This is a genomic window from Corynebacterium sp. NML130628 (assembly GCF_001875665.1).
In the GTDB taxonomy this organism is placed as follows: Bacteria; Actinomycetota; Actinomycetes; order Mycobacteriales; family Mycobacteriaceae; genus Corynebacterium.
Map to the genome: position 1 here is coordinate 1 of NZ_MLAL01000001.1, position 20,896 is coordinate 20,896.

Genomic DNA, 20,896 nt, shown 5'->3' on the forward strand with positions numbered 1-20,896 from the left:
AAGGCAGACAAAAAGATGGGCACAGAGCTTTATATTCCACGAACCGGCCACGGTTAATCATTTACCCCCTGCCTCACCGCGCCTGTTTTAATCTATGTTTTTCTCAATATTGAACCACTGGGGAACCACGTCGCTGCCATCATTGGACTCACGTAGCGGGAACATTGTCTTCACCCCACGTGGCTCTAGTCCGCCAGGGACCCACACTGTAGTTTCTATTACTGCTCGAAGTTCGAACGATCTGCCAGGTCCAATCTTCTTTCCGTCATTTGTACGGAGAGCCTCATAGATAGGAGTTTCATAGATACGGTCGGTACCTTCCATCCTCGCTTCGCAGAGCCCTTTAAAGTACTTGTTTATCGTATATAGGTTCCAAATTCCGTGCTTATGCCTGATCTTGTCATAGCCCCAAGGGCCCCATTTTCCCCTTTTAGCATCCGGGGTGTACCAACCGCGTCGTAGTACCACAGGGGTCCCGCACCTGTCCCGAGTGGACAGCACCACGTCATCAGTGTAGTCATTACCTCCAGCAATTCCGCTGCCTTGTAGGGTAGGTGCATCTTGTTCGAGTCCTGCCCCAGGCTTAAAGTCAGGAAAAAACTTTTCTAGTTGGGCACCATGAATGCTGCCTTTTTCAAATTTTTGCTCTTTCCAACCCTCATGCTCCTCTCCAGGGTCACCAGCAGGGTAACCGACATCTCCATCAATAGCGCCTGAATACACCCATTGGAGTAGCACATCGCCTGTTATAGCGTGAGCGCCGAATTTGGGGTGCCAAACCATAATTCCTTTTTGGAAAAGGTTGTATCGCCCGATCCCGTCAGGTGTTTTTTCTTCGCTGCTGATAGGGAAACCTAAAGTACTCTTTTGGGCTCCCATGTCCTGCCATTTGTCGTATATTCGCCCTTGAATTCCTGCTTGTACTGCAGGAATGGAGTTTTGTGTGTAGATGTAGCCACCTTGGTATTTCTGCTTATACCACCCCTCTCCGAGAGCGATATCATTAGTCATTGGGTACCCGAAGTGTCCGCGTTCCCAACCATGCTTTGCCCACACGACGGTTGCAGGAATGCTAACAGTATGAGCGCCTGTCTTTGGATGCCAATAGATAAACCCATTGACGAATTCGGACCTTTTACCAATACCGTCAGGATTAGTTAGCTCGTTGCTTTTAGGAAACGTCAGAAAGCTTTTCGGTCCGCCAATGGAATCATAAAGTTCCCGGATTGCACCGCATACTTCAAAAGGAGAAGGCCAGTAAACTTTGCAACCCGGGGCAGAATTTAGGGTCGGATTATCTTCTTCTTGCAGCTGTGCTTCTTTTGTTTCTGCAAGATCCGCCTCTTCTTTGGTGAAATCACCCGGTATTTCTTCCCTATCGCTACGCATTTCTCCAGGGCGTACAGTAGATTTAGGAGATTTCGTCGGAGTCCACTCGGAGACTTCTTCCGGTGAAAGTTCAGTCTCTACAATTTCAGACGAGGCCCCCTTAGCCCACTCTGGCAGTACTGGAGTGGGGTATTCATCTGACGTTTCCTTATTGTCGATTGCCTCTACGGTATTTTCACTAGGATCAGCAGGAAAAGTATCCTGTGACACTGATGACGATAATGAATCAGAAAAAGATGATTGCGCGACTGCAGTACCGGGAGTGGTACTGATTAATAAGCTTGCCGAGACGAAAGCAAGTAGTTTGCGTGAAGGAGCTTTCATTGGTGGTCCTTAGATGAGAGTGAAACAAGGAGTTGTTCTACTAGGTCAGCTTATAGCTTGGTGGCAGGCTACGCTGGTTAAGTGAAAAAATTCTCATCTCTCAAGCCGTGGGGTAACCATGAAAATAGTTAAAACCAGTCTTATAATCCTCACCTGCGCATTTACCATGCCTTGGACTTCTCTTGCTGTAGCCCAAGAATCCAATGGTGATTTCGCTTCTCTACGCGCAAGTAGCACAGTACCGGTAAACGATAACCGGATTGCTGCTTTATGGTCAGCAATCCCAAGCCTGGATAATCCACAAGAGCCCCGCATTCGACGCGACTGCACCGCAAGCTATCTAGGGAATAATTTCTGGCTCACAGCACATCACTGCGTAGCTAACGCACCGTTTATGGACGGTTTTCTCCGTCAATCAGATGGCGAAGTAGCAGGTATCGCTGCTATCTATACCAAATCTACAAACGATGATGTTGCCTGTTGCGCGGGGGTATCTAGTAACACCGTGGTGACTATCAGGTAACGCAATGGTGAGTATCGAGTAACGCTTTAGGAGAAGATTCTTCTGACCGCGTGACAACAGGGCACGCGGCATCATCAGAGGAGTCCGATCGTGACTGATTACCGGGCCGTGATGGACCTTGTCTTACAAGGCTGGTCCGTCCGCCAAATCTGCTCGACTGTGCGATGCTCACACTCCACAGTCCAAAAAGCCCGCCACACAATGGCGGCACACCGGATCACAACCCGTAAACAACTCGCCGGTATTACCGACGAAGAAATGGCCACATGGTTTGTTGACGGCCGAAGTGCTGCCCAAGGCGACTTCGTACCCATCGACTTCGACGCAGTGACCAAAGCACGCACCGGCCGAAACAAGGTCACCCTTCAAGTCTTGTGGGGCCGCTACACCACCCAACCAGCCCACCCATCCCAGCGTTACTACAGCTACGAGCGCTTCCGCCAGCTTGTTGCTGAACACGTCGATGCCGCAGGACTTACAGCACGCATTACCCATGCCCCGGGGCACACCATGCAAGTCGACTGGGCCGGCACCACAATGCGCCTGTTCGACCCAACCGATGCCCGGGGTGCAAAAGTCAGCATTTTCGTAGCATCACTACCGTATTCCGGCATGCTGTTTGCTTGTGCTTGCCCGAACCAGCGGCAACAAGCGTGGCTGTGGGCACATATCCAAGCATTTGAATACTTCGGCGGGGTTGCTGACGTCATCGTGCCTGATAATGCTTCGACTGCATCACATGCAATTAGTGCTGCTGACCGCAACCGGCAGGTCCATTCCACCTACGAGGAATTCCTTGAGCACTACAACACTGCTGCGCTGCCTGCTCGTGCTCGGCGTCCAAAGGACAAGGCGAATGTAGAAGCAGCAGTCAAGATCATCACCCAAAAAGTCATCCACACCCTCCACGGGCATCAATGCGTTGGGCTCGATGAACTCAATGCACGCATCCGCAGCCTGGTTGACGGTATCAATGACGCGGTACCGTTTCGCGGTAGCAACACCAGCAGAAGGATGCTCTTTGACGAGTTTGAACGCGATGTACTCGGCGAACTTCCCACATCACCGTGGCAGCATACCGAATGGAAACGTGCGAACATCGCCCCCAACTTCCACATCACCGTCAACACTGCACGTTATTCGGTGCCCTACCAGCTTGTCGGCCGGACTGTCGATGTACGTATCACTGGCAATGAAGTAACCGTCTTTGATGCCGGGCAGCGTGTTGCAACCCACCGGCTTGCCCAAGCCCGGGGGATCTATGCCACCGATGTGGATCATATTCCTGCCAACATGGCTGATACCACAGGGTTGTGGACCAGTGAGTACTTCTACCGTGAAGCAGCCAAGATCGGGCCAGCAACCCGGAGCGTCATCGAAGAACTCATCAGCGCAAGGGCAATCCCTGCCCAGGCATTTCAGTCGTGTCGAAACGTACTGAATATGGGCAAACACGCCAACAAGGTGATTTTGGAACAAGCCTGTGCACGCTTAATCGCACCTGATGGCACCAGGAGGGCGGTGTCGTATACCGCGGTGAAAAACATGATGGCTGCGGTACGCAAAGACCAATCAACCCGCCCGACAGGCCATGATCTGCCAGCCACGACACCACCTGAAACACCACCGGTGGAACACGCACGCGATACCCGCGGCGCATATCTGGGTGGGTCTGCCCAGTTCAGTATGGAAAACCTCACGAAGAAAGGACGTTTTCAGTCATGACACAGCCACAACCAGCATCAGCATCAGCACGCTTTCTTGATGAATCGATCCTGCCTGTCTTTACCGATCTACGTATGACGGCTTTTGGCCGAACCGTCATTGATATTGCAGCAGATCCTATCTTCGACTCATGGAGCTTTTCTGACAAGGTGCTCTACGCGCTTGATAAAGAAGTTGCGGCCAAGCGTGAACGACGAGTCAACAAATTACTCAAAGCATCCCGATCGCCAAATCTCGATGCGTGTATCGAAGACATCACCTACGCACCCGGCCGCAACCTCAACAAAGAGCAAATCACCAGACTCGCTCACTGCCAATGGTGTCAAAAGCGCAAAGCATTGTCATCCTCGGCAAATCATCCGTCGGCAAAACCTACCTGGCCCAAGCACTGCTTACCGCTGCGTGCAGAAACGACTACTCGGCTCGTTTCTTCCGCACAGACACCCTGGCTAACCAGCTGATGGTGCTACGCCATGATGACACAGCACGCATGGAGTTTCTTCATGATCTCCACCTGGCAGACGTACTCGTGCTTGATGACTTCTTAACAACACCGATTGATGTTGCCACAGCACACCAGCTGATCAACATTCTTGCTGAGCGTGAACACCGCGGGTCAACGATTGTCACCTCCCAGTTCACGCCCGATGAGTGGTACAAGTCCATCCCGGATGCTGTCATCGCCGAGTCGATACTCAATCGGCTTGTTGTTGGTGCTGAGATCATCACGCTGGAAGGTCCGAACATGCGCTTAGAAGCCACTACGAAGTAGCGGCTCATGGTCGACGCCCGGGTGTTACCCGATACTCACCCGGGCGTTACTGGTTGCTCACCACAGCGTTACTAAATCCGTGGTCCTAACAGTTGCCTTAATTAAAGTAGGCGAAGGGATCCGTGCCGATACCTTCACTCTTGCTAATGAGCCGTTAACCATTGGAGATCAAGCCGTACTTACCGGGTACGCGCAACCCCATGATTATGCCTCTTCAGCGTTGACAGTCATTTCCGAAAAAGTTAACTCCCTGAATTTCGGGAACGTTACATACACCGACCTTTTCAAAGGAACATCCTCAACTACTTCACGTTCCTGTGGCGGAGACTCAGGAGCCCCCATCTACAAAGACAACATCCTCTACGCGGTGCACACCGCCGGCGGATTCAACCCCGAATGCAATGATGGTCAAGACCGCCCCATGTGGCACACCAACATTGTCTCAAGGATCCCCTGGATTAAAGAAACGATGCAAAGCAATTCGAGTTTCACAGACCAGGAAAAATCCAAGGCGAACATCGGCCTAAAACATGCAGCCACCGTTTTCCCAGATGTGAGCAACCCGAAAAATCCGCACAATGATTCCTCCCCAGAAAAGAGCTCACTTAGTCTCTCTTCTCTATCAAGCACACAGCAGTAGCAAATTATTAGCGACCAGAGAACCAGATCCCCTATCTTCTCCAAGGTTTTCTTCAAGTGAGTTTTTATCTAACTGCCTAACTGAACGGCAGGGGGAACCGTATATTGCTTACGGCCTGTCCCCCTTTCTTCGTCCAGTTGGCAAAACTATCCCGGCTTTGGAAAGTGCACGCTGTACCGTCCGATTAGACACACTAAACTCTGCGGCTGCTTCACCTACTGTTGGATATTCTCCAGTCTCGCTTTTCCCCTTTAGCAACCAACTAGCGATAGCGAAGCTATCGGCAGCAGCACTCGTTTTCCTGTTCTCATTAGCAACCGCGAGCTTTGCTCGCTCCTGCTTTGCATAGTCACTATCTGGCGCTGTCTTCCAGCGTTGCGCGGCTTTCTTACCGCCTCTACGTCCCATGGTGGCGAGTGCTTTTCGTTCGCTGCTCGTGGCTTTACCTGGCGCGCTAGAGACACTGTAGGCCGTGCTCTTGGATTGGATCACGTAGCCGCGAACTCGTCGTGCCATAGTCTGGCGGTCGCGCATCGGGGGAAGCTCTGCAGGTCGGCCTGCGCTGCCGTGGGTCTGTGCGACCTTGTAGGCATGCTCGTAGGCGTCGATGATGGCTGCATCCGTGAGTCGTTGACCGGCAGCGCGGAGCCTGTGGCCGGTCTTAAGAGCGTGACGAAACGCGGTCTCGTCGCGGGCTGCGGTGCCCTCGGTAATCCAGAGCACGCGCACGCCGTCGATGAGCTCCGGGTCGTACTGGTCGAGTCCAGCGGAGATTTCCGCGTCCACGTCCACGTCTTGAGCCAGGGCTTTAAACGCCTGTGCCTCTTCGCGACGGGTTTTCACCGCGTTAATCAGTTCTCGCCCAGACTTAAATTGCTGGCGTGGTGCAGCCTCATACTGGCCTGTCCCAACCAAGTCTCTCACCTGCCTTATCAAGTCACCTAGACGCATCACCCGGTTATGCTGCCTATACCAACGATAAGCTGTCGGAGCTTTACCGGTATAGAACGGATTACGGCTAAAACGGTATGAAAAGTGCGGGTCATGGTCTAAAAGCCCACCCAGCACACGCGTAGTCGCAGCCAGCAACTTCATCTGCGCAGATTTACCTGGTTAAGGTGCGTCTGGTGACCTTGTGTCGTGTGGCGACGCGGTCTGCGGATTCTCCGGAGAGTATCCAGTCGATGAAGATTTTGAAGTGGCGTACATCGTTGGTGTGGGCGCGGGGGTTGATTGTGGATGCGTTGCATTTCAGGCAGCGCCAACGTTGTGTGCCTGCGGTCGTGGTTCCGTTTTTTACCAGTGTGTGGCCGCATAGTGGGCAAGACGGCCGGTTTGTGATTGCCATAGCAATTGGCCTTACCGCAGAACGGTCGGGCCTTATATCACAGGTGTGGTGGTATTTCGTGTTGATTTCTCGAAACGGGCGAATGGAACTGTTTTGGAAACCATTTCTATCTGTTGGGCGAGGTCATCCCGGGAAACCGGATCGATTTATACACACAAAATGTCCCTTAAGCCGAGTTAGGCCGCCGGGCCCTCGCCGTCCAGGATCCGCTGCGCGTCCGTGGCGCTCAGCTCATAGCCGTAGAACGTTGAGTAGAATTGTTGGGTTTCCGCGACCAGGTCGATGTCCTCAAACTTTTCAGGGTGGAACAGCTTCGCGGCCCACAGCAGCTGCAGCGCCTCCTCCGCCGAGTAGCGGTCCCAATTCGACGTCCCCACCGGGTTCTTCACCACGTTGCCCTGCTTCACCGCAGGCACGTTCGCCAGTGCAGGATCATTCACCAGCGTATCGACGCCCCGCTGCGCCTCCGTACCGCCCACAATGATGAAGTCCGGAGCGGCGTCGACAATATCTTCCGCGGTGACCGTCTTGATGTCTACAAGGTCCTCAACAGCGTTGCGAGCCCCCGTCGCCGCAATCCACTCGCCTACCAGCGAGTCCGGCCCGTCCGCCTGCGTGACGTCCTCCCCGCCGACAATGTGCAGCACCTTCGGCTTCTTCTCCCCCGCCATGCCACCCAGGCGGTCCCCAACCAACTTCAGGTTGCGATCCATGTAGGTCACGTACTCGGTGGCCTTCTCGTCGGCTTCCTCGGTGCCCAGCGCGTTCGCCGTAATACGTACCGACTTCATCAGCTGATCAAAGTCATCAAAGTCGACGCGCGCTGCCGGGATCCCCTGCGCCTGCGCGGCTTCGACCTGCTCCTTCGAGGAGGTCAGGAGCATTTCCGGGTTGATTTCTTTCAGCTCGTCGACGTTGAGGCGCGCCCCGGACGCCGGCGTCGGCAGCTCCATGACGTGCGGGTAGATCTTCGTCAGCCACGGCAGCTGCTTCGCTTCCTCGGTGGTGGCCACCAGGGTCTCCCCACCGCCGAGCATCAGCACAAACTGATTATTGACGTCCCACGTATCCGCCATCCGCGTCACCTGCTTCGGCACCCGCACGTCGGTGCCGTCGATGTCCGTGAGCAGGCGGGTGGTTTCCTCCGCTTGGGTGGTGGTCGTTGTTGCAGGTTCGGCAGTGTTTTCTGCTGAGTTGTCGGCGGTGCACCCGGTGACCAGCAGTGTTGCGGTCAACAACGTTGCGGCTACGGCGTGGTGACGCATAGGAAAGGACTCCTTCTTCAAGGTTGCGATTACGCCAGCAGTGTACCCACCGACGCCCCCATCCCCGAACCCGCCCCTCCCCCTGCACCACATTCCCACTCGGCTGACCGCCGACCTGGGCTTTTCCGGGCGCCGCTCCCCAGAATCCCGGAATTTGGTGTGGTCCCAGTTGGGCCGAGTGACAAAAGACGCAACCCACTTTCCGTGACCTGGGCTTTTGCCGAAGTCTGCCAGCAGGGAGGATTGCGTCCTTTGTCACTGGCCACGCAACCCTATGCACCACATTCCTCCATGCATTTTCAACCACCTGGGCTTTTATCGACGCCCCTTCCCAAAAACCCGGAATTTGGTGTCGCGGCGCTCAGCCTACGCACCAAATTCCCTGATTTTGGGCCGGTGACGTGGCGTTTCCCCAGGTCGCGCACCCTGTGCAAAGGAATTTGGTGTCGCCCCAGCCGCCCCCGCAATAAAAAGCAAAGAGTGAACCTCCTGCGCTCTCGCACTCGAAAATGGGGGGGTGTTGAGTGCTCAACCGGACTCGGGGGGAATCCGTGGGCAGGAGGCTCGATGCCTATTATAGCGAAGTTTTTGCCCTTGTAAAGTTCGCGGGAAAACCTCGCTATCTTTGCAGGTCAGCCGCTGTTACACCGCTTCCGCCACCGCCTTCGCGACGACCGACGCCACTCGGGGGTCGAGTGCCTCAGGGACGATGTTGTGGGCGGTGGGGGCGTCGATAAGGGAGGCGATGGCTTCAGAGGCGGCGAGCAGCATGGGGCGAGTGATGTGGGTGGCGCCGGCGTCGATGGCGCCGCGGAAGATGCCGGGGAATGCGAGGACGTTGTTGATCTGGTTGGGCATGTCCGAGCGCCCCGTGGCGACGACCCCTCCGTGCCGGCGCGCCACTTCCGGTTCGATTTCCGGGGTGGGGTTGGCCAGCGAGAATAGGATCGGGGCCTCGGCCATGAGGCAGACTTGTTCTTCGGTGATGTGGCCGCGGGACAGCCCGATGAAGGTGTTGGCGTCGCGGAGGGCGTCGTCGACGGTGGTGTGGATGTTGCGTGGGTTGGTGCGCGCGGCGAGGGACTGTTTGGCGGGGCTGAGGCCGGCGCGGTCGGCGTGGATGGGGCCTTGGGAGTCGAGGACGATGATGTCGCGGATGCCGGCGTCGAGAAGCATGTCGACGCATGCGATGCCCGCGGCTCCCGCGCCGGAGACGACGACGCGCAGGTCGGCGAGGGTGCGGCCGAGGACGCGTCCGGCGTTGCGCAGTGCCGCATAGATGACGACGGCGGTGCCGTGCTGGTCGTCGTGCATGACGGGAATGTTGAGGCGTTCGTCGAGGCGGCGTTCGATGTCGAAGCACCGTGGTGCGGCGATGTCTTCGAGGTTGATGGCGGCGAAGGATGGGGCGATGCGGGCGACGGTCTCGACGATTTCGTCGACGTCCTGGGTGTCGAGGACGATCGGGAAGGAGTTCAGCCCGGCAAACTGCTGGAAGAGCTGGGCCTTGCCCTCCATGACAGGGAGACTGGCTTGGGGGCCGATGTCACCGAGGCCGAGGACCGCGGTGCCATCCGTGACGACGGCGACGGTGTTTCCAGCGCCCGTGTAACGCCGTGCCTGGGCGGGGTCCTGCGCGATGGCTTCGCAGACTTCCGCTACCCCCGGCGTGTAGCAGATGGCAAGATCGCGCATGGTGCGCACATCCATCGTAGAGGTGATGGAGAGTTTTCCGCCCTCGTGAGCTGCGAAGATTTCCTCGGTAGTTGGCTGTTCCTGCATGGAACGTCCTTTCGTCAATCAAAAGTTTGCCCCTATAGTACAGCTTGAAGTTGTCAGGGGTGCTCCGTTCGGTCCTGCGAATGTTTCACGTGAAACAGGTGTCGGAAAATGCGGACTAGGATAAGCTTGCTTTACGTACAATGTTGTAGTCCATACCAATAAGGAGCGTAGGTGCAACGCCCAACAAGACTCGAAGCTGTCACGCTGGCCGCCACGTTGGCGCTAGCGGGAGTGGCTACCCCCAACGCCGGGGCGAGTCTCAGCTCGGTGCACTACACGGCCGGCGTCGTGGTGAACCAGGGTGATGTTGTTGAGGTGGGCATCACGAAGTGCCAGGTCGGCTACGTCGACGCGGCGTCGAAAACCGCGTACGTCACTGCTTCACGCAGGACGCCGGGGAAATCCTGTACAAAAACAGCCAGGCTGTCGGATTCAGCACTCGCGCCGGGCTTATCGACGCCCGCTTCAAAAACGACGACGTCATGGCCGTCCGGCTCTACGAGGATGTCACCGCAGGCCAGAACCTGTTTTCGGGCGACGCGATTGCCGATTATGACTCCCTCGAGGCCGGTATGGCAGTGTGCGCGAACTCGGTGAAGCAACGCAAAGTCGTCTGCGGGCATATCCAAGGTGCTGGCGACGGCGTAATCAAGGTAGAGGCCGATGAGACCCTCATCCGGGGCGACTCCGGCGGGCCCGCCTGGCTCGTCGACGCCGCTGGCAACTCGGTGTCCTTCCTTGGCGTGATTTCTCAAACGAGCACCGTCGAGGCCCCGCCGAGTAAGACCTGGTATGAGTGGAAACTCACCTCTGTGACCAACAAGTCCTGCAAAGCCAGCACGCAGGTGCCGACGTACCTCGCGAGCAAGCCGAAGTCGTGCGGCATTCACGACGACGCCCCGGGCCGACTCTCTCCCCTCACCCAAATGCGTCCTCCCGGCCAGCCCTGGACGCAGCGGGTGGCCGCCGAGTTTGATGTGCTGTCCTCGAAGATCAAGAGTGGCGACCCGCTGAGCCGCCAGCAGGAGGACATGGTCCTTGGGCTGACCCTGTCGATCGTGATCGGGCTGGCAGGGCTTGGGGTCTACGCCGCGTACCTGCTGGGCGAGCCCATGGTTGCGCGGTTCGTGGATGGGCTTAAGCGTTTACCCGTCACTGAGCAACTCGATTGGAAGGAAGACTGAATATGGAGAGTCCGCTGTGGGCTGACTTTTGCGAAAACCAGGGGCTCACCGAGTTCGAAGATATTACAGACCTGAGTGCTTCTGGTGTGCTGAATAGCCTCATGATGCACAACACGTCGACAGAGGTGACGTTCGATTGCATGAAATACAGCGGAGGTACCACGGACGCCGAGGGCCCGTTCACTGATTGCACGGTGTACCGTGTGCACTCCTATCCCGCTCAGTCTGAGCACATCTACTTTTGCGACGGCGAGAAAATCGATCACACTGGTCCGGAAGTTCGCAACAATCAACTGATCCACCGAGCCGAACTCACGTCCGGCTGTGGGTGGCCAACTGTGCTGTTGTACTACCAGGGATACCCTGAGTTTTGGGGACACAGTTTTTACACACCACCGTACGCGCACTACCCACGCTCGTTTACTCGAGCAGGAAAACCACTGGAGCAAGGCCGTTACATCAGAGTTGTGAGCTACTCCGACGAGGAGATGCAGGGGCTTCAAATGTGGAAGGAAGCCGTCATCGATACGGAATTTTCGATGGCGGTCCTCTTCGCTCGCCACTACGGGTCCGACATCGACGGAGTGTGGACCATGCTTCACATCGACGAGCGGCACGACCGCCGGTGGCCAGAACACAAAATAGCTGACTACCACTGGTCTTTCTAGAATCGTTAACCCCACTCAACCGTTCGGTTGACGCAATGTTCAACCTGTGGCGCGATTACTTTCTGCTGATGAGCGAAGGAGAGACCACTGCGCCAACGCGTCACGACTAGGTCAGCCGCGCCGTTCTCTCGGTGGAGCTCGGGGTCATCATCCTCGCTACGATGATGGGTGCAAACACCAGCGGCTGGCTCATCGCCGCCCCACTCACCCTCTACGGACTGGGTCTCGGTCTCGCATCGGCGCAGCTCACCGGCACCGTCTGCGAGACATCCCCGTGCAGCGCTCCGGCCAAGGCTCCGCCATCCAAAGCACCGTCCGCCAGGTCGGTTCCGCCCTGGGCACCGCAATCTCCGGCTCCGTCTTCTCGATGGCCCTCGCCATCGCCCTCCCCAAGACACTCACGGCCGCCGGCACCACCACCCGCCAACCCGCCGGCTCCTCCATGGCCCAACTCCGCGCGGAGGGCGTAACCAACGCATTCGGTGACCAAACTGCGGCCGTCGTGCAGGCCCTCAGCGAGGGCATGGCAGACGCCGCCCGCTGGTCTCTTCTCGCCGCCACGGCCTTCCTGGCACTCGGCTTCGTCGGTGCGCTGCAGGTGCGTAGGGCGGCGGGGGGTGGTTTCCTAAAGCGGCGGAAACGTTTTGGGCGCTTCTCCGCTATACACGGCTCAGAAAAAGTGTGAGTAATCGCCCATGATGAGTATGAGATCCGTCTCATTATGTGTGGCTGTCACTCTTGCTTCAAGTCGGTGATGACGTCCCTAGCTCCAGGGTGGTGTTACTCCATCAGGTCGAGGTTCATGTGAGGAAGATAAGGCCAGTACCTCCGAGCTGTGAGCAAATCGATCAGCGCTACGATGTCGGGGGGAAATCGGTTTGCGGGATGGCAGCTTTAGCCATCGACGCCGATGGCCCTTAGGTAAACGGGAGTCAGTCATGACGTTCGAGTGTCGTAGGAACAAAGGAGAGCATGCCGGACGGGAGCGAGATTAGCAAACTTGTGTGGAATAGCGGGATTTCCCTGAACCCAACAAGGCTTTACCCACACACAAACACTGCATTTCAAGTATAATTTAGCGTAAACTTAGAAGAATTATGCTCTCAATCAGCACCCTGGAAGGAGGATAAATCATGAGTGCAGAGACTCTGTACGCCTGGGATTCCGATGTTCACTACGACTTAGATCCCCGTCTAATTTGCGACTATTTCCTCGCGCTTGACGACGAGCGTAAGGAGCCAGACGTCACGCAAATGAAGCTACACAAACTGATGTATTTCGCCCAGGCAAACTACCTAGCTGGCACAGGAAAACGACTTTTTAACTCGGACGTTCACGCTTTCGAACATGGGCCAATCATCGACAAAATCCGCGATGAATTCAAGAAATTCGGTCGACAGATTATTGTGGCTGCAGATGACGCCGTTGCGTTCAATGCCAAGCTTGACTCTCCTAGCCTGCCAGACTCAGTAAAGGCTTTTTTGGACGCTATCTGGGATATGTTTGGAGATCTATCGGCAACCCAGTTGCGCAACTTGTCACATCAAGATGCCCCTTGGTCGGACAACTATGTCAAGGGCGGATATAAGATTAAGATCAGCGATCAGGAAATGCAGTACTGGTACAGGCAACCAGGGTCACGAGATCGACAGGTATATCCACCAAATGTCTATCTGTTCACGGAAGCTGATGCCATAGCCTTTGACATGGATTTTACGGACGAAGATATTGACGCGATTCTCGCAGATCTATGACTATTCCTTGGGCGCGCGTGGAGCCGAGAAACAACACGACTAAAATAGACAGCTTTAGCTCCGGCGAGCCGAAAATCGATGATTGGTTTCATCAAAAATCGGCACAGGAACACACCAACAAAAGGGTCATCACCCACGTTTGTGTCGATGCTGCAGGTCAAATGGTTGGTTTTTTCTCCCACACTGCTGTGGTCTGCAAGTTCGATGAGGAGTCAAAATCTCTCCGCAAGACTTATTGCTCAAGAGATGAATTCGAAGCTCCGGCAATTCTTTTGGCCAAAATGGGTTTAGCAACAGAACTTCAAGGTCAGAAACATGGGAAACGGCTGTGTCTTCAAGCTCTGGGCAAAATCAGTAAGGTTGCCGCTGAGGCTGGAGTCCGTTTACTTGTTGTCGATGCTCTTAAGGATGCGCTTGTGCCCTTTTATCAGTCTGTGGGATTTCGATCTTTGAACGCCCAGCCCACTCGGTTGGTCATGAAAACATCTAACGCGGCCAAGCTTTCGTCTGAAGCAAAAGATAACAACGAAATTCTATGATCTTTTTTCACGACTGCTGCTATTACTCGTGATTTCGCACATATACGTCAGGCGAATTCTAGGACACACCCCATTAAACCAACCGAAACCCCTCGCTGCGCTCACCCCCATGAAACAGCCCTCTCACCGCCACCAGGCCCTTATCCCTTAGATCCGGACGGTACGGCTCGTAGCCTTTCAACGTGTGTTGATCCTCGCCGCGTGTGAGGTAAACGCATCAGGCACGTGGCGGCACATCAGCTCCACGATCCGCGTAGTTGTGAATCGGAGAATATCGTGGTGCACATCTGATTCAACAGCTTTGCGAGCCGTCCGGAACACCATCAGGCTCTCGGTGCGTCACATTGGAGACGCAGGACGTACTCATTCGCTCCGGCTTTGTCTAGGCCGAGGACGCAGACCCAGCGAGACACGACAGGGATCGTGCAGCCGGGCAGATGTATGAGCACTCCCCGCTCGTCAGCCTCTACGCTCGACCATTTCAGTGTTCGTCGGCCACGATGTTTGAGTTTGAGTGCCTTGACCTGATCGAGGATCTGATGCAGAAAGACCGGTACAGTGTGCAGGCTGAGAAAGTTCCCAGCGGATTTTGAAAACGGGAACAATCTTCGCGGACAGGCGTCACCACCTGGGGAAACGGGAGTGATGGTCGACGTGAGCCGCCCTAAAACCGAAAATGGTTCCCGTGCCCGGGAACCATTTCAGACCCCTGCATTTTCTACCGGCCACGACCTAAGACGGGGTCCGCCTGTCTCGCTCGTATGCGATGCGTTGCCGTCGCGCCTTGCTCCACCCGGTACGCCGTTTTGGTGCTCGTGCGTTCTCACGCATCATGAGGGTGATGCCGTCGAAGTCTGTAGGTTTCCAGGCGTGCCGGTGTTCGCGGAACTCCATGCCTTGTTCGTTGTTTGAGCTGTAGACGAGCAGTGCTCTGCCGTCTTTGCAGAGTTCGATGGTGCGGTCCCAGAGTAGGTCGCGAATGCGGGCTGATGGGGTGCCCACGAAGACACCGGGGCTGAGTTCCATGAGCCATTTTGTTAGGTCGCCGCGCAGGCCAGCCGGGCATGCGGTGACGATGAGCACCATCATTGCAGTGCTTCTTCCTCTGCCCAGTTGACGCCTGCAGAGATGACTTCGAGTTCGCTCCATAGCATGAGTTCGACGTCGCTGTAGAGCTCTTCTTCGGGCACATCCATGACGTATTGGAGGTCTTTTACCATGCGCTGCATCAGCCGCTTTTCGACGACGGCGTCGCGCACTTTCCGTCGCACTTCAATGTGCGGGGTCCCTTTGGCTTCAGCTACTGCGTCGAACGCGGCGGGGATGGCGATCTCGGCTTTGTAGAGGTCCGCGATGTCGTAGACGAACGCGCGGTCTGTGCCAGTGTGTACGACTCCGAGAGCGGGAACGAACCCAAGTCCGGCGACGACGGCGTGTGCAACACCGTATAGTGCTGCGCTTGCCGCGGTGAGTGCTTGGTTGATGGGTGTGCCGGAGTCGAAGTCGTTCGGGTCGTAGCTTCGTCTGTCCCAGTACACGCCGGTTCGTTCGGCTTCAGCGGCGTAGACGCGTTTCATGCGGGCGCCTTCCCTGCCTCGCAGCTGCGCCATGGTGAGGGTGGAGACGTCCTCACCTGGGAATCGGAGGCTGTACATTTTCCGGGCGCAGTCAAGCCGTTTGCGCTGGTGCGTTACCACTTCCGCCTGAAGCAGCGCCATCCGCGATGACTTCGCGGGCGGGCGGCCGGAAGCGTAGTACCGGACTCCGCGCTCGCCGACCCAGACTGTGCTGGTGCCTGCGTCGCCGAGGAGTGCCATCGCGGCGTAGGTGATCCGTGTTCCGGGGCCGAGCAGGAGCACTGCAAGTTGTGTCGCGGGGACGTGTGCGGTGCCGCGTTGGTCGGTGATCGTCAACGCGTTGCCGTCACGGTTGACCACGCACCGTTCTGCGTAAAGAAACGAAAGCCGGTCACTCATTCGTGCGAGTGCACGGCGAGTGATCGGCAGTTCATGAGGTGTTGGCATGTTCGTTCCTATTTGGCAGAGGCCAATGTCAGCAGCCCACAGCCGTAGCCTCGACCACGTCCGATGCCTTGGGTGAGAGTGCGTCGAAAAGCCTCGACATCGGTGACTTCCAGGACACCGGCAAAGCGGGCCTTGGCAATCCGGACGGGTCGGCCTTTGGTACCGTCGGCTTTCTTCCGGTGGAATACGTCGGTCCAGCTTTGAATGACTGCAGGTGCCTCAAACGCGTCCCAGCGTGCGCGCTCTTCGTCGCTAACCTCGTCATCGAGCCCTGGTGCGAGCGCAAACCCATGAGCTAGCGACTTCTTACGGAGCCATGCCAGTTGGTGACGCGGGGAAACATGCGCTTTGACCTTGCCCCTTTTGCCTTGCTGAAACTCGCTATACGTGGGGTTGGCGACGAGTTCGAACCGCCAGCGCTGCCCTTTCATGAGGCTGTCGAGGAGGCGGTTGTAGTCGGCGATCTTCGCTGGTCGGGTATCCCACCCCGCCTGTTCCACGATGGAGTCAGCGGTTGGTTTTTCGGGCCCTACGATGTAGAGCGCGTGGGTGTGTTCGTGGCTATCGACGCGCCACAGTACCCGACCTGCAGTCTCATCGAGATCCGGCGGGAACGCACTGCGTACGGCAGCGTGCATCGCTTGGGAGTCGGTGAGGAGTTTCCTGCCCTGGCGTCGGGCAGGATTGATGAGGATCCTTGTGAATGTATTGCTCATGCCTTGATCACCGTTTCGAAGAAAACGTCGCTGTCCACCAGCGATTCAGTTCCATCCGGATTATCGATAGCGACGTCTTCTACGCGCAAGACGTCGCGCCACCCGTAGCGTCGGTGCTGTGGGTCGAAGCTTATGGGCACGTCCTGTCGACGGACTCCGCCTTGTTCTGCCTCGTCCGCGTCCCGGTAGAGCGCCAAGTTGACGTGTTTTGGTGCTTCGCGTTTGTGCTGGGCTGTTGCATACCAAGTCGGATGCTCGCGCAGCGCGGTCTCCGCGTCGGTATCGACGATACCGATGACGAGCCCCGGGTGGACCGGGCATGACCTGCGGCCCATGAACAGAGGAAATGCGGGAGCGCGTAGCGCCTCCGCGATGCCTTCCAGCAGTGCACGGTCGTCTGACTCGACGGCTACCACGAACGCAGCGTCGCTGAGGAAATATCGGGTGATGAGCTCCGCGGATGCGTTCGGGTCGGTAAGCCAGGGCTGGGCTGTTTGGTAGTCGCGCAGTAGGCTGCCTGACTGGTCAACGCGCACTCCGAGCCGGAGGCGAGTGAGGTCTTCGACCGAGTCTGTTCGACGCCGCCCCTGCGCTGCAGCGATGAGGCCGATGATGCCGGACTTCGTCGGTGTGAGCGCAGTCGCACGTATTTTGTGCCGGGACTCATCACCCCATGACTGGAGGGGTCCTTTCAGTAGGAGGAGTAGGGAGGAACTCATGCGTCATCACCTAGGGCGGTGGCAACGTCAGCGGCGACGCGCTCGCTCAGTTCTTTGAGCGTGACCTGCTCCGCGAGGCCGTCGAATGGTGCGGCGATATCACCAAGACCGAGGACATACTGGCTGGTAGGTACGAATCCGTAGGTATCCTGCACTGCACGTGCTTCCGCGGCGAGACGTGCTGCGGCAACGTGGCGGCGGTCGAGTTGCTCGGTTGCGGTGACTGCGTCCTCAAAAGCAGTGACAAGGGAGACTGGGCGGGTATCGCGGACAGTGACGAAGACGAGCTCGGGAAGCGTCTGGTTGGCGAAAGTATTGATCTTGCCGGTTGGCATGGACGCGACGAATGCCTCGATGAACTGCTCGACAGCCTTAATTGCGGCATCGGCAGACTCCAGGTTTTTCTTGAGCCCGTCGACGTTGATGGTGGCGTAGCGGTAGAGGCTGGAGGACATCATCTGTACGGTGCCGAGCATTCCTGCACCAGTTTCTTCGCCTTCTTCCGCGAGGTCGTCGACGGCGGTGTAGAAGTCGAATTCGGGCGCAGATGCGTGCACGCCGATAGCGTGTGCTACCTGGACGGCTGCGTCGACGTTGAAGGATGCGTCGTCCGCGACCATGCGACCAAACATGGACATGTCCACGCTGTGGTTGGTATCCAGAATGGCGGTAGCTTCGGCTTTCGTGAACTTCTGACCGTCGCGCTCCGCAAGTTCGCGGACAGCGCGATCGATTTGCTGTGGGCTGAGGAAAATCAGGTATGTGGTTTGTGGCCACGGGTTGTGCTCGGCGTCGTCACCCTTTTTTGGCTTCTCAACGACCGTTTTGATCTTCACAGCGTTGAAGAGCTGCTCCGTGCGCTTGATGGCGTCTTCCTCGGGGATGTCGGCTACTTTGACGAGCTTCTTCGCAATCTTCTCTGGAAGGCGCTTGGAGCGATCACCGACGCATTCTGGGTCGAAGTGCTCGGCGAAGTATTTGCGGATTGCGCGCTTCCAGGACTGTGAGGAGACGCGCTGGCGTGGGACGCCTCCGAATACAGCTGTCTTAGGCGCGCCGGTGTCATCGCGGTTGATGAGTGAAGGCGGGACTGTCTGAAGAGCGTGGATGTCGATGATGAGGGACATGATGGTCCTTTCGAAAAGTTGAAATTAATGGATTGTGTTGTCGATTTCTTGTGCTTCTGCCTGGGCAGAGGGCCGGAGTGTTCCGATGGCGAAGTCTCTCCCCCACCGCAGCAAAACGCCGTCTCGGTGCTTCGGGTTTTGGAGCGATCGGAGATCTCCAGCGAATTGCCCGTAATCAAACGGCAAGTCTTGAGAACGAAGCAGGTTGACGAGTGAACGCAGGTGGGTGATCCGCGATGGGAAATCCAGAGCTACCTGCATCGCGTCGAAGCGCTGCTTTATTGAGTTGGACTCAGTCTTTCTGTAGAGCTGCCCACATGCGAGCGCGAACGAACCTCCCTGCTTGTGCGCCGGTGTGCGTGCGCTCTGCATGTGGACTCCGAAAAGGGCGAGTGCGTAGAACGCTGCGTATTCGCTTGGGGAGGGCTGATCCGACTTTCCCAGTTCTTGGTCGCTGAGTTCCGGCTGCAGCAGCATGAGTACGTCTTGGAGGGCGAGCGGGTTATGTTCCAACCCTATTGAGGCGTATTTGCGCAGGTCGGCAAGTGAGCCACGGGCACTAGCTCCTGAAGCGGTATGGGCTTGCTCTAGATAGTGCTTCTGTAGCCGCGTCGCCGTTGCCCCTACTGCGGCGCGGAGGGTGGGTTTAGTCATCGTTTTCTCCCTGTTGTGATGTGCGTTCGGCGTTTCGCTGCGCAAGCAGTGGAAGCGCGTCACGGAGTTTCCGAAGAAGCTGGTTATGGATGGAACCGGCGTTGATTACACGGCCTTTGCCATCTTCGGTGCTGTCGAGTCGGCCGATCATCGCTTTGGGGCCGGCCCCTCGGACGAGTTCCGCAGCGAGCTCGAGTGCGCTATCCCGGACAAGCTCCTGCCAGCGCATACACTCGGCGGCTACGTCGTCGATGTTGAGGTTTCGGAGCCACGTCATGAATTCGGGTTCGAGAAGAGCATAGAGCCGATCGGCCGACTTGGATCCGAAGCTGTATTCCCCACCTGCCGCGACAGCAAGCTGTCCTTCAAACCAGCCGAGGCAAACCGCGGTGTCGCGCACCGCTTGGGCGGCAGCACGCACACGTTGCCGGTCGGTGGTGGAGTACTCGTTGTTCTGCAGCAGATAGAGGGGCAGTCCGATTTCCCCGCTGATTACAGTGCCGACAGACGAGCTTTGAGGCCCATACTCCATGGACACAATGGCGATGTCGAGCAGTTCTTGCACCCCGGTCACGTCGGCGATCTCCGCTAGGTTTGAGAGCGTTGCCGGCTTGATTGGCGCCAAGTTCTTTCCGCCAAACCCGGCGTCGTCTTCGCTGACAAGGAGCGCATCAAGCGAGTTCCACACGGTGCGTTCTGAATCGTACGGCTTCGGGTAGTACGCAGTGAGATTCTTCTTACTCTGATTCGGACTGTACCGATACGGCGTCATCGGGTCGCCGAAAACGTTCTTTCCCGCGTCTGGGATGCGGTCACCATTGCAGACGAGCACTCCGGTGACGCGGTCTCCCTCTGGGAAGAGGCGGATTCGTCGGGTTTGCCAGGTTGCTAAGTCAGCGGGACCGTTCGGCATCACGCCTTCCTTGGGCGCACTTGGGTCGAACAGTCGCTGGCTAGGGGTATCGGGATCGCGTTCCCAGATCGGTGTATCTTCCGTGGCCGTCGGGTCTACTGCTTCCTTTACCGTATTGAGCACCAGCGTTTCTTGTAGCGTTTCACCGCGGACAACGGTCCCACCAGTCATGCCAGTCCACCCGGTGCCGATTGGGTATCCTTTGCCACCGCTGGCGCGCGGGTCATCAACAGCGCCAGATTTGATGCCTGAGTAGTCGTAGGCGTGCTGGTGGATCAGCCACCTGGCTGCCTCTGGGAACGAGACGGAGGCGCGCCCTGCGCCAGTACGCATGGTGAAGAAGTCTGCCTCAGCGTCTGGCAGGATTCGCGAGATAGGCGAATGCGTATTCTTGCTAGTGTGCAGGGTTGCTACCTGCATGAACGGCACTTCATCGTCGATCAGATTGAAGCGGTGTTCGTATTCTTTTAGGTAAGCGAGAACGATGTCATCGCGCTGGTGCTGTCTCGCCTGGTTGCGCTGTTCCTGGAACCAGGAATCCCAGCGGAAGCTCCGGTCTCGTCGGCCGGTGGGTACTGAACTCTTGAGGTGATGGTGGTGCGCCCGCCAGTAAATGGCAAGCAGCACGCGGAGCACCGCGTAGTCCTGGGTCGGAGAGTCGCCGACGACGCTGAGTGGCTGCTCGGTGCCGTCGAAAATCTGCCACAAGCTGAGGACTTTGTCGCCGTCTGCCGTTGTGATGCAGATCCACGGTTCATGTACGAGGTTGAATGTCACGTTCATCACTCCTTTCTCTCATTGTTGTTCGTATGACTAAGCGTAGCGGGCGG

The 20,896-nt window shown here is 56.9% G+C and carries 18 protein-coding genes and 3 pseudogenes; 8 read left to right on the forward strand and 13 right to left on the reverse strand.

Features of this window, described 5'->3' with window-relative positions; translation table 11 throughout:
• Nucleotides 1–87: 87 nt before the first annotated feature.
• Complete coding sequence (locus BJP07_RS00005; RefSeq protein WP_255365859.1) at nt 88–1,713, reverse strand: LGFP repeat-containing protein; 1,626 nt, start codon at nt 1,711–1,713, stop codon at nt 88–90.
• A 613-nt stretch (nt 1,714–2,326) separates the two neighbouring features.
• On the opposite strand from BJP07_RS00005, the gene istA reads away from it, so the two are divergent.
• The 3 genes and pseudogenes from istA (at nt 2,327) to BJP07_RS10890 (ending at nt 5,373) form a co-directional block, all read left to right on the forward strand.
• Nucleotides 2,327–3,961: an IS21 family transposase gene (gene istA, locus BJP07_RS00010; protein ID WP_083583951.1), complete on the forward strand. Its 1,635-nt coding sequence runs from the start codon at nt 2,327–2,329 to the stop codon at nt 3,959–3,961.
• Between the two features lie 74 nt (nt 3,962–4,035).
• Nucleotides 4,036–4,733: pseudogene (locus BJP07_RS00015) on the forward strand (ATP-binding protein).
• Between the two features lie 79 nt (nt 4,734–4,812).
• The gene (locus tag BJP07_RS10890) at nt 4,813–5,373 is read left to right on the forward strand and encodes a hypothetical protein (protein ID WP_143109604.1); all 561 of its coding nucleotides are present in this window, start codon (nt 4,813–4,815) and stop codon (nt 5,371–5,373) included.
• A gap of 108 nt (nt 5,374–5,481) precedes the next feature.
• On the opposite strand, the gene BJP07_RS00025 is transcribed toward BJP07_RS10890, so the two are convergent.
• The 5 genes and pseudogenes from BJP07_RS00025 to BJP07_RS00040 form a co-directional block, all read right to left on the reverse strand.
• Nucleotides 5,482–6,297: a hypothetical protein gene (locus BJP07_RS00025; protein WP_255365862.1), complete on the reverse strand. Its 816-nt coding sequence runs from the start codon at nt 6,295–6,297 to the stop codon at nt 5,482–5,484.
• Nucleotides 6,298–6,366: 69 nt separating this feature from the next.
• Nucleotides 6,367–6,468 (reverse strand): annotated as a pseudogene (locus BJP07_RS11335) (RepA protein); the annotation flags it as partial.
• Between the two features lie 13 nt (nt 6,469–6,481).
• Nucleotides 6,482–6,721 (reverse strand): annotated as a pseudogene (locus BJP07_RS11530) (IS256 family transposase); the annotation flags it as partial.
• Between the two features lie 176 nt (nt 6,722–6,897).
• Complete coding sequence (locus BJP07_RS00035; protein WP_071565478.1) at nt 6,898–7,986, reverse strand: ABC transporter substrate-binding protein; 1,089 nt, start codon at nt 7,984–7,986, stop codon at nt 6,898–6,900.
• Between the two features lie 642 nt (nt 7,987–8,628).
• Complete coding sequence (locus BJP07_RS00040) at nt 8,629–9,768, reverse strand: NADP-dependent malic enzyme (protein WP_071565479.1); 1,140 nt, start codon at nt 9,766–9,768, stop codon at nt 8,629–8,631.
• Nucleotides 9,769–10,097: 329 nt separating this feature from the next.
• Here BJP07_RS00040 and BJP07_RS00045 point away from each other — a divergent pair, with 329 nt between their 5' ends.
• The 5 genes from BJP07_RS00045 to BJP07_RS00065 all read left to right on the forward strand — a co-directional run bounded on the left by BJP07_RS00045 (nt 10,098) and on the right by BJP07_RS00065 (nt 13,913).
• Nucleotides 10,098–10,952: a hypothetical protein gene (locus BJP07_RS00045; protein WP_071565480.1), complete on the forward strand. Its 855-nt coding sequence runs from the start codon at nt 10,098–10,100 to the stop codon at nt 10,950–10,952.
• A 2-nt stretch (nt 10,953–10,954) separates the two neighbouring features.
• Nucleotides 10,955–11,620, forward strand: coding sequence for a hypothetical protein (locus BJP07_RS00050; protein WP_071565481.1), 666 nt, complete (start codon nt 10,955–10,957; stop codon nt 11,618–11,620).
• Nucleotides 11,621–11,894: 274 nt separating this feature from the next.
• Nucleotides 11,895–12,305 carry a hypothetical protein gene (locus tag BJP07_RS11100; RefSeq protein WP_071565482.1) on the forward strand — a complete coding sequence of 137 codons (411 nt, stop codon included), beginning with the start codon at nt 11,895–11,897 and terminating at the stop codon, nt 12,303–12,305.
• Nucleotides 12,306–12,753: 448 nt separating this feature from the next.
• On the forward strand, nt 12,754–13,374 hold the full coding sequence (locus BJP07_RS00060; RefSeq protein ID WP_071565483.1) for a Panacea domain-containing protein: 621 nt from the start codon (nt 12,754–12,756) through the stop codon (nt 13,372–13,374).
• Nucleotides 13,371–13,913 carry a GNAT family N-acetyltransferase gene (locus tag BJP07_RS00065; RefSeq protein ID WP_071565484.1) on the forward strand — a complete coding sequence of 181 codons (543 nt, stop codon included), beginning with the start codon at nt 13,371–13,373 and terminating at the stop codon, nt 13,911–13,913. The genes BJP07_RS00060 and BJP07_RS00065 overlap by 4 nt, the downstream gene beginning before the upstream one ends.
• Before the next feature lie 732 nt (nt 13,914–14,645).
• On the opposite strand, the gene cas2e is transcribed toward BJP07_RS00065, so the two are convergent.
• Genes cas2e through casA form a run of 7 tightly spaced genes read right to left on the reverse strand, consistent with a single transcriptional unit; the run spans nt 14,646 to nt 20,849 of the window.
• The gene (gene cas2e, locus BJP07_RS00070) at nt 14,646–15,002 is read right to left on the reverse strand and encodes a type I-E CRISPR-associated endoribonuclease Cas2e (RefSeq protein ID WP_071565485.1); all 357 of its coding nucleotides are present in this window, start codon (nt 15,000–15,002) and stop codon (nt 14,646–14,648) included.
• A complete protein-coding gene (cas1e, locus tag BJP07_RS00075; protein WP_071565486.1) occupies nt 14,999–15,937 on the reverse strand; it encodes a type I-E CRISPR-associated endonuclease Cas1e in 939 nt (312 codons plus the stop codon). The genes cas2e and cas1e overlap by 4 nt, the downstream gene beginning before the upstream one ends.
• Nucleotides 15,938–15,945: 8 nt before the next feature.
• A complete protein-coding gene (gene cas6e / locus BJP07_RS00080; protein ID WP_071565487.1) occupies nt 15,946–16,653 on the reverse strand; it encodes a type I-E CRISPR-associated protein Cas6/Cse3/CasE in 708 nt (235 codons plus the stop codon).
• The gene (gene cas5e, locus BJP07_RS00085) at nt 16,650–17,372 is read right to left on the reverse strand and encodes a type I-E CRISPR-associated protein Cas5/CasD (protein ID WP_071565488.1); all 723 of its coding nucleotides are present in this window, start codon (nt 17,370–17,372) and stop codon (nt 16,650–16,652) included. The genes cas6e and cas5e overlap by 4 nt, the downstream gene beginning before the upstream one ends.
• Nucleotides 17,369–18,499 (reverse strand): type I-E CRISPR-associated protein Cas7/Cse4/CasC, encoded by a 1,131-nt coding sequence (cas7e, locus tag BJP07_RS00090; protein ID WP_071565489.1) that lies wholly within the window; start codon nt 18,497–18,499, stop codon nt 17,369–17,371. The genes cas5e and cas7e overlap by 4 nt, the downstream gene beginning before the upstream one ends.
• 24 nt (nt 18,500–18,523) lie before the next feature.
• A complete protein-coding gene (casB, locus tag BJP07_RS00095; protein ID WP_071565490.1) occupies nt 18,524–19,153 on the reverse strand; it encodes a type I-E CRISPR-associated protein Cse2/CasB in 630 nt (209 codons plus the stop codon).
• Nucleotides 19,146–20,849 carry a type I-E CRISPR-associated protein Cse1/CasA gene (gene casA, locus BJP07_RS00100; protein WP_071565491.1) on the reverse strand — a complete coding sequence of 568 codons (1,704 nt, stop codon included), beginning with the start codon at nt 20,847–20,849 and terminating at the stop codon, nt 19,146–19,148. The genes casB and casA overlap by 8 nt, the downstream gene beginning before the upstream one ends.
• Nucleotides 20,850–20,896 lie beyond the last annotated feature (47 nt).

Excerpts from the sequence above, each read along its gene's own strand:
- BJP07_RS00005 (WP_255365859.1), bottom strand. The coding sequence starts at position 1,713 with ATGAAAGCTCCTTCACGCAAACTACTTGCTTTCGTCTCGGCAAGCTTA.
- BJP07_RS00035 (WP_071565478.1), bottom strand. The coding sequence starts at position 7,986 with ATGCGTCACCACGCCGTAGCCGCAACGTTGTTGACCGCAACACTGCTG.
- BJP07_RS00040 (WP_071565479.1), bottom strand. The coding sequence starts at position 9,768 with ATGCAGGAACAGCCAACTACCGAGGAAATCTTCGCAGCTCACGAGGGC.
- BJP07_RS00050 (WP_071565481.1), top strand. The coding sequence starts at position 10,955 with ATGGAGAGTCCGCTGTGGGCTGACTTTTGCGAAAACCAGGGGCTCACC.
- BJP07_RS00060 (WP_071565483.1), top strand. The coding sequence starts at position 12,754 with ATGAGTGCAGAGACTCTGTACGCCTGGGATTCCGATGTTCACTACGAC.
- BJP07_RS00065 (WP_071565484.1), top strand. The coding sequence starts at position 13,371 with ATGACTATTCCTTGGGCGCGCGTGGAGCCGAGAAACAACACGACTAAA.
- cas2e (WP_071565485.1), bottom strand. The coding sequence starts at position 15,002 with ATGATGGTGCTCATCGTCACCGCATGCCCGGCTGGCCTGCGCGGCGAC.
- cas1e (WP_071565486.1), bottom strand. The coding sequence starts at position 15,937 with ATGCCAACACCTCATGAACTGCCGATCACTCGCCGTGCACTCGCACGA.
- cas6e (WP_071565487.1), bottom strand. The coding sequence starts at position 16,653 with ATGAGCAATACATTCACAAGGATCCTCATCAATCCTGCCCGACGCCAG.
- cas5e (WP_071565488.1), bottom strand. The coding sequence starts at position 17,372 with ATGAGTTCCTCCCTACTCCTCCTACTGAAAGGACCCCTCCAGTCATGG.
- cas7e (WP_071565489.1), bottom strand. The coding sequence starts at position 18,499 with ATGTCCCTCATCATCGACATCCACGCTCTTCAGACAGTCCCGCCTTCA.
- casB (WP_071565490.1), bottom strand. The coding sequence starts at position 19,153 with ATGACTAAACCCACCCTCCGCGCCGCAGTAGGGGCAACGGCGACGCGG.
- casA (WP_071565491.1), bottom strand. The coding sequence starts at position 20,849 with ATGAACGTGACATTCAACCTCGTACATGAACCGTGGATCTGCATCACA.